Source organism: uncultured Eudoraea sp., assembly GCF_947490415.1.
Lineage (GTDB): Bacteria > Bacteroidota > Bacteroidia > Flavobacteriales > Flavobacteriaceae > Eudoraea.
In genome coordinates, this window is record NZ_CANLGX010000003.1 from 600616 (window position 1) to 618469 (window position 17854).

Here is a 17854-nt window from a genome sequence, read left to right on the forward strand (position 1 = left end):
TTAAATGAGGCGTAAAAGTACAAATTGCCAGACTTTAATAAGAAGAAAATAATATATTTGATCAGGAATTTATCAAACATAAATCAACAATTATATCATGTCATTAAAAACAAATGATCCATCCAAGCAAACCTGGCTACAAGTAGCCCCTAATTCTGATTTTCCAATTCAGAATATTCCTTTTGGTGTTTTCCTGACAAGGGATGATGTCATAACAATTGGTACTAGAATCGGGGATCATGCAATTGATCTTGGAGCACTCCATCAACTGGGTTATTTCAATGGAATTCCGCTTACGGATGATATATTCCTTCAGGATACCTTGAACGATTTTATTTCTGATGGTCATAAAACCTGGCGTTTAGTCCGAAATAGGATTAGCGAAATTTTTGACATTAACAACCCTATTCTAAAAGAAAACCAGGAACACTGCAAAATTGTTTTATTCACAATGGACGAGATAGAAATGCAGCTTCCTGTCCAGATTGGAGATTATACGGATTTTTATTCAAGTAAAGAGCATGCCACTAATATTGGTAGTATGTTCCGCGACCCTGAAAATGCATTGTTACCAAATTGGTTGCATATTCCAATTGGGTATCATGGCAGAAGCTCCACAATAATTCCCAGTGGGAATAATATTCGAAGACCAAAGGGACAGACGTTACCTAAAGGGGCTAACAAACCAGAGTTTGGACCTTCTAAAATGGTTGACTTTGAATTGGAAATGGCCTTTATAACAACAGATGCTAATAAATTAGGAGAATCTATCCCAATTGACGAGGCTGAAAAGTATATTTTTGGACTGGTTTTACTAAATGACTGGAGTGCCAGGGACATCCAAAAATGGGAATATGTGCCCCTTGGGCCATTTATGGCAAAGAACTTTGCCTCTTCTATTTCTCCCTGGATTGTTACACTGGAAGCTCTTGAACCCTTTAGGGTTGAAAGCCCGAAACAAGACCCTAAACCACTACCCTATTTGCAACAAGAGGGAAAAAATAGCTTTGATATTCATTTAGAAGTTTCAATAACCCCAGAGGAAGGGGTCCCTACAACGATTACCAGATCAAACTTTAAGTATATGTACTGGACTATGGCGCAACAGCTGGCACATCATACTTCCAATGGTTGTAAGATACTTAGTGGTGATCTTATGGGCAGTGGTACAATTTCAGGTGCAACCCCTGATTCTTATGGCTCAATGCTGGAATTGGCGTGGCAGGGAACAAAGCCTGTTAGCCTGCAGAATGGGGAAAAAAGGACATCAATTCAAGATTTCGACACCGTAACTTTAAAAGGATTTTGTGAAAAAGATGGTGTGCGCATTGGGTTTGGTACGGTAGAGACAAAATTGCTTCCTGCACTAAAAGATAATCTCTAAATTCAGAATATTAAAAGATCATTTTACCGAATATATACGATATAATATCGTTTTTCGTTATGAGTTATATGTGTTTTGGCACAGCTATTGAAAACTGCTGTTAAAACCCTTAAATATAATATCATGAAAAAAACGATACTCTTTACAACAATTTTGGTTCTTTTAATAGCATGCGGAGGTGTTAAAAAAACCCAGGAGGCCATAAATACTGGTAATTATTCCGCTGCCATAAATAAGTCTATTAGAAATCTGGCCGATAATAAAACTAAAAAAGGCAACCAACCCTATGTGTTGCTTCTGGAAGAAGCCTTCAAAAAATATACGCAAAGGGAATTAGAAAATATTGCATACTTAAAAAAAGAAGGTAACCCTGCCAATTACAACGCGATATTTAATGGCTATAGCCGCTTGAAAAATGTTCAGCAGCAAATAAAACCACTTCTACCCCTGCAGGTATATGAGGAAGACCGGAATGCCAGATTTTCTTTTACCAATTACGATAATGAGATCCTTGTAGCAAAAGACAATTTATCTGATTATTTATATGATAACGCTTCAGAGTTGTTACAGAATGCAAAATACAAGGAGGACTATAGAAATGCTTATAGGGATTTTGAATATCTGAATGAATTAAGTCCTGGATTTGCTGATAGCAGAGAAAAAATGGACGAGGCCTATATGAAAGGGTTGGACTATGTTAAAGTAAACATGGTTAATGATACAGAGCAAATAGTGCCTGAGCGTTTAGAAGAAGAGCTTTTGAACTTCAACACTTACGGATTAAACGACCAATGGACACAGTATCATACCAATCCGCTGGCTGAAGTAGACTATGACTATGAAATGGAAGTCGCCTTCAGAGCCATTAACATATCTCCTGAACAAATCCAGGAAAAACAAATTATTAAGGAAAGACAGATTAAAGACGGAGTTGAAGTACTTGTTGATGCAGATGGCAGAGTAGTAAAAGACAGTCTGGGTAATGAAATAAAGGTGGATAGATTCAGGACGGTAAGTTGCAATTTCTATCAGTTTACCCAGCATAAATCGGCGCAAGTTACCGGTAATGTAAGTTATATAGATTTGCAAAGAAAACAACAACTCAATTCATACCCTATTAGCAGTGAATTTGTATTTGAGCATGTTTATGCAAATTATAACGGTGATAAAAGAGCGCTTGATAACGATCTTGTCCCGCTATTAGAAAGAGTTGCGGTACCATTTCCTTCCAATGAGCAAATGGTTTACGATGCCGGGGAGGATTTAAAATCAAGATTGAAGGACATCGTGGTAAGACACAAGTTTAATTAAAATCAGAACCCCGAAATTTCGGGGTTTTTTTATATATAGCTTGATAAATTCAGTGATGTAATTCCCCCATGAGATTCATGAGCTACAGCAAAACCGTTTTTTATTATTAAAACCTGAGGTGATTGGTGGTATACCTGAAATTTTTTTGCAACTTCATTAGAAACTTCCCTGTATCTGTGCAAATCCAAAAAATACAAATCAGCCTGATTTCCCTCTAGGGAATATGAATTCCTGAAAGATCTGAGAACCATACTGCTGATACCACAGGAAGTGGAGTGTTTAAAAATAATCTGAGGCCTTTTAGAAGAGTTTTGTTTAATCTCAATAAGCTGATCCACAGATGTTAAAGGTATCCATGCTATTTTATCCTTTTGTTCCTCAGGGTTTACATTTTTACTACTGAACAAGTTATTAAATACTCCCATTTTTCTTTTAAAGCTAATTAGTCGATTTTTTTATTTCCATACAATCTGTCGAAATGTCCTGCGAAAAGATGATTTTTCCGACATTTTGTCTGTTTATTCTTCGTGGTAAGATTGTTGTCCTTTATAATTCAAAATTAAACATTAACGGCAAAAAACATATATAATGAACATTAATAATTTTACCATAAAATCTCAGGAAGTCATACAGCATGCGCAAATACTTGCACAGAGTATGGAAAATCCGCAAATTGAAAATGAACATATTTATAAAGCAATCGTGGAGATTGATGAGAATGTACTCCCGTTTGTCTTAAAAAAATTAAATATTAATATCTCTCTGGTAAACCAAATACTTGAAAAAGATCTGGAAAGTTTACCAAAGGTCTCTGGAGGAGAAATACTCTTTTCTAAAGAAGCGGGTAAAACATTGAATGAAGCTAACGTTATTGCAAGAAAGATGGAGGATGAATATGTTTCCATCGAACATCTAATAGTTGCTCTTTTTAAATCTAATAGTAAAATTTCAAAAATATTAAAGGATCAGGGTATTCAGGAAAAAGATCTTTTGGCCGCGATTGAAGAATTGCGAAAAGGAGGTAAAGTTACTTCGCAAAGCGCCGAAGAAACTTATAATTCATTGAATAAATATGCGAGAAACCTGAATGACCTCGCAGATAAAGGTAAACTGGATCCTGTTATTGGACGTGATGAGGAAATAAGAAGAATACTTCAAATTCTTTCCAGGCGAACCAAGAATAACCCTATGTTGGTTGGGGAACCAGGAACTGGTAAAACTGCAATAGCAGAAGGACTTGCCCATAGAATTGTCCAAGGGGATATCCCGGAAAACTTAAAAGATAAAGTTATTTATTCCCTGGATATGGGGGCGCTTATAGCAGGTGCAAAATATAAAGGAGAATTTGAGGAACGGCTAAAATCAGTTATTAAAGAGGTGACCAGTTCAGATGGCAATATTGTACTCTTTATCGACGAAATACACACCCTTGTTGGTGCCGGTGGTGGTCAGGGAGCAATGGATGCGGCAAATATTCTAAAACCCGCTTTGGCAAGAGGAGATTTACGCGCTATTGGTGCCACAACATTGGATGAATATCAAAAATACTTCGAAAAAGATAAAGCACTCGAGCGAAGGTTTCAAAAAGTTACGGTAAACGAACCTGATACGGAAAGTGCAATTTCAATATTACGTGGTATTAAGGAAAAATATGAGGCACACCATAAAGTAAGAATTATGGACGAAGCTGTTATTTCTGCAGTCGAATTATCACAGCGATATATTACCAATAGATTTTTGCCGGATAAAGCTATTGACTTAATGGATGAAGCCGCGGCTAAACTTCGAATGGAGATAAATTCCAAACCAGAAGAATTGGATGTACTGGACAGAAAGATCATGCAATTGGAGATTGAAATTGAAGCAATCAAAAGAGAAGATGATCAGGCTAAACTTAAAGTACTTAATGTAGATCTGGCCAATATCAAAGAAGATAGAAATGAAATTTTTGCTAAGTGGGAAAGCGAAAAAACGGTAATTGATAATATCCAAAAAACAAAACTGGATATTGAAAATTTCAAACAAGAGGCTGAAAGGGCAGAGCGAAATGGGGACTACGGTAAAGTAGCGGAATTGCGATATGGAAAAATAAAAGAAGCTCATGCGCGCTTAGAATCACTTCAAAAGGATCTTAGCAATGAACAGAAAAAAGGAACCCTTATCAAAGAAGAAGTAACTACCGAAGATATTGCAGAGGTGGTCGCTAAATGGACGGGTATTCCAGTTAAAAAGATGTTACAAAGTGAACGCGAAAAACTATTAAAGCTGGAAGATGTGTTACACAAGCGTGTTGTTGGGCAGGAAGAGGCCATTCAGGCCGTATCTGATGCTATCAGAAGAAGCAGAGCAGGTTTGCAGGACACCAAACGCCCTATCGGCTCATTCTTATTCCTCGGCACCACCGGGGTTGGAAAAACCGAATTGGCAAAAACTTTAGCAGCTTATCTGTTTGATGATGAAAATGCACTTACCAGAATTGATATGAGCGAATATCAGGAGCGTCACTCAGTAAGTAGATTGATAGGGGCTCCTCCGGGGTATATCGGTTACGATGAAGGTGGTCAACTTACCGAAGCCGTGCGCCGTAAACCCTATTCTGTGATACTTTTAGATGAGATAGAAAAAGCACATCCGGATACATTTAATATCCTATTGCAAGTACTGGATGAAGGAAGGCTTACAGACAACAAGGGAAGAGTTGCTGATTTCAAAAATACTATAATCATAATGACCAGTAATATGGGCAGCCATATTATTCAGGAGAAATTTGAGGTCTTGGACGACATATATTCGGCAATGGAGTCTGCCCGAATTGAGGTTATGGGACTTCTTAGAAAAACTATTCGACCTGAATTCCTTAACAGAATAGATGATATTATTATGTTTACTCCCCTTAACAAAGAGGATATTACACAGATTGTTAAACTGCAACTGGATCAGCTTAAAAAAATGCTCTCTAAGCAACATATCACAATTGATGCAACAGATGAAGCCATTGCTTACCTTGCACAACGTGGTTATGACCCACAATACGGGGCCAGGCCAATAAAAAGAGTGATTCAGAAAGAGGTGTTAAACAGCCTCTCAAAAGAATTACTCAGCGGTAAAGTTAAGGCAGATAGTGTTGTGCTAATAGATTCTTTTAATGATGGTCTGGTTTTTAGAAATCAAAGTGAATTAGTTAATTAATCCTGTTAATAATTGAAAAGTGTACCCTTCCGATTTACATCGGCATAGGGTACATTTTTTTTATGCATTAAAATACCATACAGTATATAGATTTTTTATCTTCGTACAAAATAGAAGACCCATGCCAACTAAAGCTGAAAGAACTACTGCATATATTATTGAAACTGTAGCCCCTATCTTCAATAAGCATGGCTATGTGGGAACCAGCATGAATGACCTTACTGAAGCAACCGGTCTTACAAAGGGAGCGTTATATGGTAATTTTGAAAATAAAGAGGCCCTTGCCATTGCCGCTTTTGAATATAACAGCAAACAACTTCTGAAGGCCATTGATGATAAGTTGAATGTCGAAGGTACAGCCCTGGAAAAACTATTTTCCCTTACTGATTTTTATCGCCATTATGACTCTTTCACAGCAAGCATGGGAGGTTGTCCCGTTTTAAATGTGGGTGTAGATGCCAAATATAACAATGCTATTTTAAAGGCAGCAGCGAATGAAACAATACGAACAATTGAAGGGAAAATTGCTTTGGTTCTGGAAAATGGGGTAAAGAACAATGAGTTGAAACTTCCTGTTACCCCTTTGCAATTTGCAAAACAATTATACACAATGATTCAAGGAGCTACAGCCATGGCAACAATTACAGGTGACAGGAAATATCTTATTAATACCATCGCGTACCTTGATGTTCTGGTTAAAAAAGAAATCAAAAAATAGCTATTTACTTACCTATAACTCTATAAATCCAGGTTTTACCGTCGTAACGCCCTCCATATTTAGAATCCCTTGCATTTCTTGCTTCCTGCATAGAATCATACCTTTTTAAATATACATAGTTATATTTATTCTTCGCACGATAGAATGATTTAGGCTGTAACCCTTCAGCCGACAACTTCTTGACAAAAGCTTCGAAGTATTTTTTGGTGCCAAAGACGTTAGCTATTAAATAATAACCGGGTTCTAAGCCCTCCTCAGAAGCCACTTCCTCGTATACTTCACCTTTTTTCAATACTACTACTTCTTCTATAGCTTTTTCTTCTTCAAGCGCATTAATAGAATCCTGCATATTCTTTTCCCTAAGTTTTCTGGCCTCTGCCAATGCTTCTGCTTGTTTAACAGCATTTAGGGAGTCTATCCTGCTTTTCTCCTGACCCGCTTTTATGGCAGCAATCGCGATTGCCTCTTTAGCCATCCTGATGGAGTCTTTTCTTTTGGTTTCTGCCAGTTCTTGGGCTTTTGCCAATTCAATTTGTTGGTTTACGAGTGCAATTGAGTCTTTTCTTTTTGTTTCTGCCAGTTCTTGGGCTTTTGCCAATTCAATTTGCTGGCGTACAATGGCAATTGAATCTTTACTTTTCTGATTCTGAAGTTGTTCCAGCGCTAATATTTCTGCTGCCTTAACAGCCGCCAGAGAATCTTGTTTTCTTTGGGCTTCCAACACTGCTAATTCTTCGTTTATCTGTTGCTGTTCTGTCTCCAAATCTTCTAACTCCTCAACTTCAAAGACTTGTTGCCCAAAACTAAAGGCGGTCACAATTTCAAAACTCGGGTCCTCACCTTTAATATCAGCACTGGTTCCAAATTCAACCAAAGCCCCAAGGGAAAGTTTTTTAAAGAAGTGTCCCCCTATTCCGGTTGAGATGCCGTAAAAATTATTATATCCCACTTGAGCCCAGAATTTTGGTGTAGAAAAAAAGGTGTTCAATCCTATTTGATTATCAAAATCAGGCAAACGCTTATAGTAAAGAGTTGGTCTTATATAAGATGTGGAGGAATCACCAAAAATAGTTACAGGGAAATCATAACTGGCCAGACCCATATAAATTAAACCCGTAGCACTGGCATTACCTTCATTGGTTGTAAGGTTTCGATCCAACAAATTTTCCATAGCGATACCAAAACTAAAAGCGTTCAACTGAAGTTTAACAGCAGGTGCTATTTGAAGAATAAAGTTGCTTTTTTCTTCAAATATTGGCAAACCCGGATCCATAATAAACTCCTCGGCCAGTTTTCGCTGGTAACCAATGGCATTTATCCCCAGGGTTATTTGGGCTTTGGAATTCAATACAAAATTATATGCATAATTCAATACTCCTCCTGTATTGACAAAAACACCTGTATTATGTTGAAGAAACCCTCCTCCAATGGCAGATTCTTCGTTAAGTTTTCTGGAATAATTTAAAAATAAGGTTGTGGGGCTACTATCCATAGTTTGCCATTGCCATCTGGTCCACAATGCTACTGATTGCGGATTATTCCTGTCCAATGAAAATACCGGACTTAACAGACTACTGTTAAATTCTGTAAGGTTATGCTGTCGGAAATCATATGGTAATTCCGGCTCCTGAGATTTTACAGATAGCACGGTCAAAACCATAAAAAAGAACAGTGCTTTTTTCAACATAACTAAAGAAAAAACAAAGGGTTAAACATACTAATTTTAACGAAATTCAGTTACATTTAAGCATACCATTAAAGTTAAATAAACTAATCCAGTATGAAAGCAATTAAACTTCTAATCTTTGCCTTTTTATTTACAGGCATAATCTCATGCAAAGATGACCAAAAATTATCAGATGCCTATGTTGAGCCTGCGGTTTCTACTTATTATTTCATACGACATGCAGAAAAGATAAGAAGTAATTCAGAAGACATTGATCCTGAACTAAGCCAAAAAGGACTTGGAAGAGCTATGCACTGGGCAGAAATATTGAATGATGTTGAACTAGATGCCATTTATTCTACAGATTTCGAGAGAACTACTATGACCGCTGCCCCAACTTCTGTTAAGCAGGAAATAACTGTTCAATATTATGACCCTTCTAATATCGATATTAAGCAATTTAAAATGGATAATTTAGGAAAAAATGTTCTTATAGTTGGGCACAGTAATTCAACACCAGATTTAGTAAATAAGATGCTAGGAGAAGATAAATATGACGCCATGGATGACTATGACAACGGGAGTCTTTTTATAGTCCAGGTAACTGGTAAAAATGTATCAGCGAATCGTTTGAATTTCAATTGCAATTGTCCGGATTAACTTCTATATCTTCCAGGCGAATGGTTGATAGAAGTTCTAATTCTTTGGTTTTAAAAAGTGCTTCCAGCTCATATACTGAAATATTCTTTGAGGCTTTATAATTATTGTAATCAACAAACCGAATTCCATTAATTATCCTTTCATTAAACGCTTCACGAAATCTTGTTCCTCCTCCATCGACATTAAATTCATATGCTAAGTAATCTGGCTTAAAAGTCTCTTTATTAAACCAATAGATATAAATGTCATCAAAATCTTCGCCTCCACCTTCTTCATCAAAAGTAACTTCCACTTTATAGTATTGCTTATCCCCTAATTGAGTTTCACCAAGAAGCTTTTTATTCACCGCAGGGTCATTTAAGCCATATGGAAGATACGCGAAATAATGAACAGAATTTATTGAATTTGAATATTTGGCGGCCATGGAGTCGGCTACAATTACAGGGTTCCCATTTATGGTTCTTTCAAAACCATTATGCTTCAGAATATCCAAAATGGTGGTAGAATCATTATTTATAATTCGCTTTAAGATTTTTCTTCCTGTATTGTTTTCTAATTCATACCTAATATCACGCAAGGTGAAAGATATATTACAAGATGAGTACAGATTACCCCCTGAGACTTCTATGGATTTGTCTATAATATCCTGAACATCAATTGTACCTGAGTTCTTGTTCCTGCAACCTATTGCTATAAAGATGAAAATGATAACGGTAAATCTCAACATGGGTAAGTTTTTATAGTAATCGTAAAAGTCTTGCTTTCTTTACACTTTTCACAAAAATAAATTCGTTTTCCAATATATCGTACTCTGGTATTTGTTCTTACTTTTGTCACTTATGCAGAAAACCATAAATATAAAAAACAAAAAAGCCCGTTTTGAATTTGAATTCCTGGATACCTATATAGCCGGAATTGTACTTTCAGGATCCGAAATAAAATCTATTCGACTGGGTAAAGCTTCTATCACAGAAAGTTTTTGTGAGTTCAATGAACAGGGAGAACTTTTTGTTATAAATATGCAAGTTGATGAATATTCACATGCCACGCATTTTAATCACAAACCTAAAGCTGCCCGCAAACTTCTGCTAAAAAAACAAGAATTAAAAAAACTGGAAAAAGAAGTAAAAAATACAGGGCTTACTATTATTCCCCTGAATCTTTTTGTAAACGATAAGGGATTGGCTAAACTTAAAATTGTTCTGGCAAAGGGTAAGAAATTATATGACAAAAGGGAAAGCATTAAGGATAGAGACAACAAAAGAAATCTGGATCGTCTTAAAAAGAATTTTAATGCCTAAGCGCTGAATAATTCAGTAAGCTCCTCGTGTTTTAATCAATTTTTATCTTCCAAAAGCGGAACGAATCGAAAAGAGCCAAATTCCTGCCGTTCAAATTCCTTCTCTGATTTTCTAATTATACGTGTCATAATCTGATCATCCAGACCAACCGGGATTACCAATTTACCTCCAATTTTTAATTGAGATAACAGCGCCTTAGGAATTTCCGGAGCCCCGGCAGTTACTATAATTCCTTCAAAAGGAGCTTCCTCAGGAAGACCTTTATATCCATCTCCAAAAATAAATTTTTTGGGTCTGTAGCCCATTTTCTTAAAAAATATAGAGGTTTTTTTGAATAATTCCAGTTGTCGTTCAATAGTGAATACCTTGGCCTTCAATCGCAGAAGCACGGCGGTCTGATAACCACTTCCTGTTCCAATTTCTAATATTTTATCCCCAGGGTTTATTTCTAACAATTCCGTTTGGAAGGCTACAGTGTATGGTTGTGATATGGTTTGCTCTGCAGCAATGGGAAAGGCTTTATCCTGGTAGGCGTGATCTTCAAAACTACTATCCATAAATAAATGTCTTGGAACCCCTCTGATAGCGTCTAAAACACTTTTATTTTTTATATTCTTGGCGGCAATAATGTCTACAAGTTTATTGCGCATTCCCTTATGTTTGAAAGTATCTTTCAATAGTTTGGTTTTGTGCTGCTAAAATTAGAAAATCAAATTGGAAATAGGTGTGTTTTACAAGTGATACATTGACATATTTTAGAATTAATCTCCTTATTTTTGAAAAAACATAAACTTATGCTCAAAGTTGGCGTATTAGGCGCAGGACATTTAGGTAAAATTCATTTGCGCCTTCTTAATGAATCAACTGAATATGATTTAATTGGATTTTTCGACCCGGATGCTGAGAACGGTGAAAAGGTTGCTGCAGAATTTGGATATACCTATTTTGAAAATATAGATTCCCTTATGGACGAGGTAGACGTTGTAGATATTGTCACACCTACCTTATCGCATTACGAGTGTGCGAAGAAAGCGATGGAAAAAGGAAAACACGTTTTTATCGAAAAACCCATTACCAACACTTTGAAGGAAGCAGAGGAACTTCTGATAATTGAGGATGCGAATAAGGTGAAAGGACAGGTGGGGCATGTAGAACGTTTTAACCCGGCTTTTATAGCGGTTAAAAATAATATTAAGGATCCTATGTTTATTGAAACTCACCGGCTGGCAGAGTTCAATCCCAGAGGAACTGATGTACCCGTGGTATTAGATTTAATGATTCATGATATCGATGTAATTCTTAGTGTTGTAAATTCCGAAGTGAAAAGAATTAATGCAAGTGGTGTATCCGTAATTAGTAAATCCCCGGATATTGCCAATGCCAGAATTGAATTTGAAAATGGATGCGTTGCTAATCTTACTGCAAGTAGAATCTCATTAAAAAACATGAGGAAATCAAGGTTTTTTCAGCGAGACGCCTATATATCTGTTGATTTCCTTGAAAAACAAGTGGAAGTTGTTAGAATGAAAGACGCACCTGAAAAACCCGGTGAATTTGATATGGTACTTCAGAACGCAGAAGGAGATAAAAAACAGATATATTTTGAAAACCCTGAAATTCTGAACACCAATGCAATCCAGGATGAACTGGAAACCTTTGCAGAGGCTATAAATAATAATAGCACCCCTGTAGTAACCTTAAAACAGGGAACTCAGGCTTTGAATGTAGCTTTACAGGTAATCTCGTCTTTCAAAAACTAATGGGTTTAGAGTAAAAAAGACATTAAGTAATTTTCACTGATTAATCAGCATATAATGATAACAACAATTGCAGTAATAGGAGCAGGTACAATGGGTAACGGAATTGCGCATGTATTTGCGCAAAATGGTTATAAAGTTCACTTGGTTGACATCTCTCAGGAATCCCTCGACAAAGGGACTTTAACAATTTCCAAAAATCTGGATAGGATGCTGTTAAAGAATGTTATTACTGAAAATGAAAAGACAAATACATTAAAGAATATTGCTACATATACCTCACTGAAGGAAGGGGTAAATGAAGTAGGCCTGGTAATTGAAGCTGCAACCGAAAATGTGGAGTTAAAATTGGCCATCTTCAAAGAATTGGATATCCATTGCCCCGAAAACACTATTCTGGCGACTAATACATCTTCCATTTCCATAACGCAAATTGCCGCAGCTACCAAAAGACCAGACAAAGTAATTGGAATGCATTTTATGAATCCTGTACCTATAATGAAATTGGTAGAGATCATCAGAGGTTATAATACGAGCGATCAGGTTACTCTAACCGTGATGGAAATTTCTGAAAAATTGGGTAAAATAGCCACGGAAGTAAATGATTATCCCGGTTTTGTATCAAATAGAATCCTAATGCCCATGATAAATGAAGCAATAGAAACCCTTTACAATAATGTAGCGGGTGTATCTGAAATAGATACGGTAATGAAATTAGGTATGGCACATCCCATGGGACCTTTGCAGTTAGCGGACTTTATTGGACTTGACGTATGCCTTTCAATTCTAAATGTTATGCATGACGGGTTTAAAAACCCTAAATACGCTCCATGTCCACTTCTCGTGAATATGGTAATGGCGGGTAAAACAGGAGTTAAGTCTGGAGAAGGATTTTACGACTATTCTGAATCGCGTAAGGCTGAAAAAGTAGCCAATCAATTTGCCCAATAATTCTATGGCAGTTATAAAACCATTTAAAGCAATACGACCAGCAGAGGATAAAGTGTCATTCGTAGCTTCACGTTCTTACGAAGAATATTCAAAAAAAGAATTAGACTGTGTCTTAAACTACAACCCATTTTCTTTTTTACATATAATTAATCCCGGTAACAGGCTTAATAAAAAGGTCTCCGGCAAGGAACGTTTTAAACTAATTCATAACCGTTATTTGGAGTTTTTAGAAGACGAAATCCTTTTAAAGGACAATGAAGTAAGCTTTTATATTTATAAAATAGAAAAAGACAATCTTAATTGCTGCGGAATTATATGTGCAACCAGTACCGAAGATTACAGGAATTCTGTAATTAAAAAACACGAAAACACACTTGAACACCGGGAAAAATTATTTGCGAATTATCTCCAATTAGTTCAGTTTAAGGCAGAGCCGGTTTTGATGATTTATCCGGATATCGATGAAATATCTATGATAATAAATTCAGAGATCAAAAACAATCCGCAATGTCATTTTACAACACCTGATAAGACGACTCATACCCTATGGAAAATTTCAGAAAAAAGTACTTTAACACAACTGCAGAATGAATTTGGTAAGGTAAATTCCTTATATATAGCTGATGGGCATCATAGAAGTGCATCTTCGAATCTATTATCTCTTATGTCGCAAAAGAAAAACCCAGGTCATACTGGTAAAGAACCTTATAATTTCATCATGAGTTACTTAATCCCCGAATCGGAGATTAGAATATTTGAGTTTAACAGAATGGTACGTGATTTGAACGGACTTACGCCAAAAGAATTTCTTGTAAAACTGGATAAATTTTTTAGAATCACGAATCATGGTGATCAATTGTACAGACCAAGCAAAAAGCATCATTTTAGCATGTACCTTAACGGTTTATTTTATTCCTTATACCTACGGAAAAACAGATATGAATTTACGGATGCCCTTAGTAAGCTCGATACTCAGATTTTATACAAGACTATCCTTGAACCCATCCTTCAAATAAACGATTTAAGAAATGATAAACGAATTCAATATGGCTATGGCAAACGCAATGTCCTTAAAATGAAAGATGAAATTGACCGTGGGAATTTTGCAGTAGGTTTTGGTTTAGTCCCTTTGGACGTTGAAGAGATAAAGGCAATAGCTGATGCAGGATTGGTTATGCCTCCAAAAAGTACGTACATAGAACCAAAGCTCAGAAGCGCACTCGCTATCTACGATTTAGGTTCATCAGTAGGTTAAAGATGCAGCTTAACACCATCTCATATTGCCAGGAAAGGAAAAAGCACAGAACAATTATTTAAAATATATAATTGACTAATTTCAAATAAAAAATAAGTGTCCATAAAAAAAAATCTACTTAAAATCCTTGATGATCTTCCCAAAGAGATAAGCCTTGTTGCCGTATCCAAAACAAAAAGCAATGAAGAAATAATGGAAGCTTATGAAGCTGGTCAACGTATTTTTGGGGAAAACAAAATTCAGGAAATGGCTCTTAAATGGAGTGAATTACCTAAAGATATAGAATGGCATATGATAGGCCATGTACAAACCAATAAGGTAAAATACATGGGTGAGTTTGTCTCATTAATTCATGGCGTGGATAGCCTGAAACTGCTAAAGGAGATTAACAAACAAGCCATAAAACATAATCGTAAGATTAATTGCTTACTTCAGGTGCATATCGCTCAGGAACAGACAAAATTTGGGCTTAATGAAACAGAGTTATTTGAATTAATTGGTTCAGAGGAGTTTGGAAATCTCAAAAATGTGAAAATAAAGGGCTTGATGGGTATGGCTACTTTTACCGATAACGAAGAACAAATAGCTAAGGAATTTTCATACTTATATTCAATCTACTCAAAATTAAAAAATAGAATACCCGATGTAAATGTTCTGTCCATGGGTATGAGTGGAGATTATAAAATTGCAATTCGACAGGGCAGCACAATGGTACGCATAGGAAGTAGTATCTTTGGTATTAGAAATTAATAATGTAAATAGGAATACCACAATTTGGTTCTAAAACAGTGTATGTACGCTATACTTGACATAGAAACTACGGGAGGAAAATATAATGAAGAAGGGATAACCGAAATTGCCATTCATAAATTTGACGGGCATAAGGTTGTAGATAAATTCATTAGCCTTGTAAATCCAGAAAAAGAAATTCAACCCTTTGTAGTTAATCTCACGGGCATTAATAACAAAATGTTGCGTACTGCTCCTAAATTTTATGAAGTGGCAAAGCGCATTGTTGAAATAACCAAAGATACCGTCATTGTCGCTCACAATGCTCAATTTGATTATAGAATCTTGCGTACAGAATTTCGAAGATTAGGTTTTGATTTCGAGAGGAAGACCCTGTGCACTGTGGATTTGTCAAAAAGATTGATCCCGGATGCGGAATCGCATAGCCTGGGTAAATTGGTACGCTCATTAGGCATTCCGGTTAGTGACCGCCATAGGGCTAACGGCGATGCACTCGCTACATTAAAATTATTCAAACTTTTACTTACTAAAGACAGTGATAAGTCCATAATCAAAGAAATTGTGCGTGAAGAGTCATTGGGTGAACTCTCACAAAGGCAGTTGGATATTGTGGAAAGTATGCCAACAGAGGTCGGTGTCTATTACATGCACAATAAAGATGGTGATATAATTTTCCTGGGAAAAAGTAACAATATTAAAAAACGGGTGAACCGTCACTTTTTAAAAAGTGGAGACCTGGCCAGACAAATTCAAAAAGAGACCAAAAAGGTTACCTATGAAAAAACTGGCAATGAATTAGTGGCATTGCTAAAAGAAAATGAAGAACTCCTTAAGAATAAACCCAAATATAATATTCATGGGAAACAAATTGCATCCTCAAATAAAAAACATCTTGTACAAATAAATGGCTATAATGTTTTATCAGATAATATAATCATTATTGACAAGGGCAGGGAAATTGGTGAACGCAGTGCTATACTAATCAAGAATGGTGAATTTTGTGGTTTGGGTTTCTATAACCTTAATTATCAAATTAATAATATTCATATCTTAGAATCTATTATTACACCTATGAATAACTCCCGGTATGCCAGAAAAATCATTGAATCATACCTGGGAGAAAAAAAAGTACTTGAGATAATTGAATTGAAAAATAACCCGTGACAGAATTCAAACCAAAAAAAGGCTGGAAATATAAGCTTCACGAAATAATTTATGGCACTCATACGCCGGCAGGTAAGCTATTTGATATAGTTCTACTAATCGTCATTGTATATAGCGTAATTATTGTTATGCTGGAGAGTATCCCCAGAATAGATACGAAATACCATTCATTTCTTAATATTTCGGAATGGACAGTTACCATTTTATTTACTTTAGAGTACATCCTTCGCCTTATCTGTATAAAAAAGCCAACAAAATATGTTTTTAGTTTTTTTGGTATAATTGACCTTCTTTCTACAATTCCAAAATACTTGTCCTATTTCATAGGCGGTTCCCAGTATATTACAGCATTTAGGGCTTTACGATTATTGCGTGTCTTCAGAATTCTTAAACTGGTTAGATTTGTCGGGGAGTCTAATAATTTAATGCGGGCTTTGCGGGCCAGCAGGACCAAGATCTTTGTTTTTGTATTTTTTGTTTTGGTAATTTCCATATTGCTGGGTACTATTATGTATCTGGTAGAAGGACCACAACATGGGTTCAACAGTATCCCACATAGCGTATATTGGACCATCGTTACCTTAACTACGGTTGGCTACGGTGATATTTCTCCGGAAACCGGACTGGGACAGATAATAGCCACCTTTATTATGATTATAGGTTATGGTATTATCGCTGTTCCAACAGGTATTGTATCAGCCGAATATACTACAATGCACAAGGATGCTAAGGAGGCCGATATGGGAAGGAGTTGTGTTTCCTGTGGCACTGAAATTCTACGAAAAGATGCTGAATATTGCAGAAGCTGTGGTCATAAATTAGGTGATGAATAATGTCGGGTAAATACCTTCTTACAGTTGTAGGACCTACTGCAATAGGGAAAACAAAATTAGCTATAGACCTGGCAACATATTTCAAAACTGAGATCATCTCCGCGGACTCCAGACAATTTTACCAGGAAATGTCCATTGGCACTGCGGTTCCTTCCAGACATGAATTAGAATCCGTACCTCATCATTTTATTCAACATAAAAGTATTCAGGAAATATACAATGTAAGGGATTTTGAAAAGGATGCCTTAAATGTGCTCGATATCCTTTTTAAGAAATACAATATTGCCATAATGGTGGGTGGCAGCGGCTTATATGTTGATGCGGTTATTTATGGTTTGGATGCTTTCCCCAAGGTTGATAAGGAAATCAGAAGCAAATTAAATTCAATTCTTAAACAGGAAGGAATCGAAGTTTTACAAAATCAACTTAAAGAACTGGACGCAGAATATTATGCTAAAGTAGATATTCAAAACCCCCATAGAGTCATTCGCGCTCTGGAAATATGCCTTGGTACCGGTGAAACCTATTCTTCTTTTATTAATAAAGAAAAGCCTCCTCGACCATTCAAATCCATTGTAGTAGGCCTTTCGACAGAAAGAAGCATACTTTATGATAGAATAAACAGGCGTGTGGATACCATGATAGAAAACGGACTTATTGAGGAAGCCAGATCATTATATAAACATAAACATTTAAATGCCTTACAGACTGTAGGTTACAAGGAACTATTTAACTTTTTTGATGGAAAATGGGACCTTGATTTTGCTATTTCAGAAATAAAGAAAAATACACGTCGGTTTGCAAAAAGGCAATTGACATGGTATGGAAAAAATAAGGATATTATTTGGGTAGACCTCACTACTCCATTTGATGAGATACTGGATAAAATTATGCATTTAAAAAACACCATCTAGA

17 protein-coding genes are annotated in these 17854 nt (G+C 36.2%); 13 read left to right on the top strand and 4 right to left on the bottom strand.

The annotated features are described in order from the left end of the window. Positions 1-97 precede the first annotated feature (97 nt). Together fahA and Q0874_RS10985 are read left to right on the top strand one after the other, a co-directional pair. The gene (fahA, locus tag Q0874_RS10980; protein WP_299163062.1) at positions 98-1384 is read left to right on the top strand and encodes a fumarylacetoacetase; all 1287 of its coding nucleotides are present in this window, start codon (positions 98-100) and stop codon (positions 1382-1384) included. Between the two features lie 123 nt (positions 1385-1507). Continuing rightward, positions 1508-2695, top strand: coding sequence for a hypothetical protein (locus tag Q0874_RS10985; RefSeq protein WP_299163064.1), 1188 nt, complete (start codon positions 1508-1510; stop codon positions 2693-2695). Between the two features lie 29 nt (positions 2696-2724). Here Q0874_RS10985 and ytxJ read toward each other — a convergent pair whose 3' ends face one another. Next, complete coding sequence (ytxJ, locus tag Q0874_RS10990; protein WP_299163066.1) at positions 2725-3120, bottom strand: bacillithiol system redox-active protein YtxJ; 396 nt, start codon at positions 3118-3120, stop codon at positions 2725-2727. Positions 3121-3283: 163 nt separating this feature from the next. Between ytxJ and clpB the strand changes: the two genes are divergently transcribed. Beyond that, the gene (gene clpB / locus Q0874_RS10995; RefSeq protein ID WP_299163068.1) at positions 3284-5884 is read left to right on the top strand and encodes an ATP-dependent chaperone ClpB; all 2601 of its coding nucleotides are present in this window, start codon (positions 3284-3286) and stop codon (positions 5882-5884) included. A 121-nt stretch (positions 5885-6005) separates the two neighbouring features. Beyond that, positions 6006-6602, top strand: coding sequence for a TetR/AcrR family transcriptional regulator (locus Q0874_RS11000; RefSeq protein WP_299163070.1), 597 nt, complete (start codon positions 6006-6008; stop codon positions 6600-6602). A gap of 4 nt (positions 6603-6606) precedes the next feature. Here the strand turns inward: Q0874_RS11000 and Q0874_RS11005 are convergent, their stop codons facing one another. Further along, positions 6607-8289: a PorP/SprF family type IX secretion system membrane protein gene (locus Q0874_RS11005; RefSeq protein WP_299163073.1), complete on the bottom strand. Its 1683-nt coding sequence runs from the start codon at positions 8287-8289 to the stop codon at positions 6607-6609. 93 nt (positions 8290-8382) lie between these two features. Between Q0874_RS11005 and Q0874_RS11010 the strand changes: the two genes are divergently transcribed. After that, a complete protein-coding gene (locus tag Q0874_RS11010; protein WP_299163075.1) occupies positions 8383-8928 on the top strand; it encodes a histidine phosphatase family protein in 546 nt (181 codons plus the stop codon). Here the strand turns inward: Q0874_RS11010 and Q0874_RS11015 are convergent. Then, complete coding sequence (locus tag Q0874_RS11015) at positions 8906-9655, bottom strand: DUF6503 family protein (RefSeq protein ID WP_299163077.1); 750 nt, start codon at positions 9653-9655, stop codon at positions 8906-8908. The two genes, Q0874_RS11010 and Q0874_RS11015, sit on opposite strands and share 23 nt — an antisense overlap. Before the next feature lie 112 nt (positions 9656-9767). On the opposite strand from Q0874_RS11015, the gene smpB reads away from it, so the two are divergent. Then, a complete protein-coding gene (smpB, locus tag Q0874_RS11020) occupies positions 9768-10229 on the top strand; it encodes an SsrA-binding protein SmpB (protein ID WP_299163080.1) in 462 nt (153 codons plus the stop codon). A gap of 35 nt (positions 10230-10264) precedes the next feature. Here smpB and Q0874_RS11025 read toward each other — a convergent pair whose 3' ends face one another. Further along, positions 10265-10906, bottom strand: a complete 642-nt coding sequence (locus Q0874_RS11025) for a protein-L-isoaspartate(D-aspartate) O-methyltransferase (RefSeq protein ID WP_299163082.1) — start codon at positions 10904-10906, stop codon at positions 10265-10267. A gap of 117 nt (positions 10907-11023) precedes the next feature. Here Q0874_RS11025 and Q0874_RS11030 point away from each other — a divergent pair, with 117 nt between their 5' ends. From Q0874_RS11030 to miaA, 7 genes are all read left to right on the top strand, one after another. Then, complete coding sequence (locus Q0874_RS11030) at positions 11024-11989, top strand: Gfo/Idh/MocA family oxidoreductase (protein WP_299163085.1); 966 nt, start codon at positions 11024-11026, stop codon at positions 11987-11989. A gap of 57 nt (positions 11990-12046) precedes the next feature. Beyond that, entirely contained in the window at positions 12047-12937 is an 891-nt protein-coding gene (locus tag Q0874_RS11035; RefSeq protein WP_299163242.1) for a 3-hydroxyacyl-CoA dehydrogenase family protein, read from the top strand. Between the two features lie 4 nt (positions 12938-12941). Beyond that, a complete protein-coding gene (locus tag Q0874_RS11040; protein WP_299163088.1) occupies positions 12942-14192 on the top strand; it encodes a DUF1015 domain-containing protein in 1251 nt (416 codons plus the stop codon). Positions 14193-14288: 96 nt separating this feature from the next. After that, positions 14289-14942, top strand: a complete 654-nt coding sequence (locus Q0874_RS11045) for a YggS family pyridoxal phosphate-dependent enzyme (protein ID WP_299163090.1) — start codon at positions 14289-14291, stop codon at positions 14940-14942. 42 nt (positions 14943-14984) lie between these two features. After that, positions 14985-16106, top strand: a complete 1122-nt coding sequence (locus Q0874_RS11050) for an exonuclease domain-containing protein (RefSeq protein ID WP_299163092.1) — start codon at positions 14985-14987, stop codon at positions 16104-16106. Beyond that, positions 16103-16939 carry an ion transporter gene (locus tag Q0874_RS11055; RefSeq protein WP_299163094.1) on the top strand — a complete coding sequence of 279 codons (837 nt, stop codon included), beginning with the start codon at positions 16103-16105 and terminating at the stop codon, positions 16937-16939. The genes Q0874_RS11050 and Q0874_RS11055 overlap by 4 nt, the downstream gene beginning before the upstream one ends. Further along, on the top strand, positions 16939-17853 hold the full coding sequence (gene miaA, locus Q0874_RS11060; protein WP_299163097.1) for a tRNA (adenosine(37)-N6)-dimethylallyltransferase MiaA: 915 nt from the start codon (positions 16939-16941) through the stop codon (positions 17851-17853). Before Q0874_RS11055 ends, miaA begins: the two co-directional genes overlap by 1 nt. Position 17854: the final 1 nt, after the last annotated feature.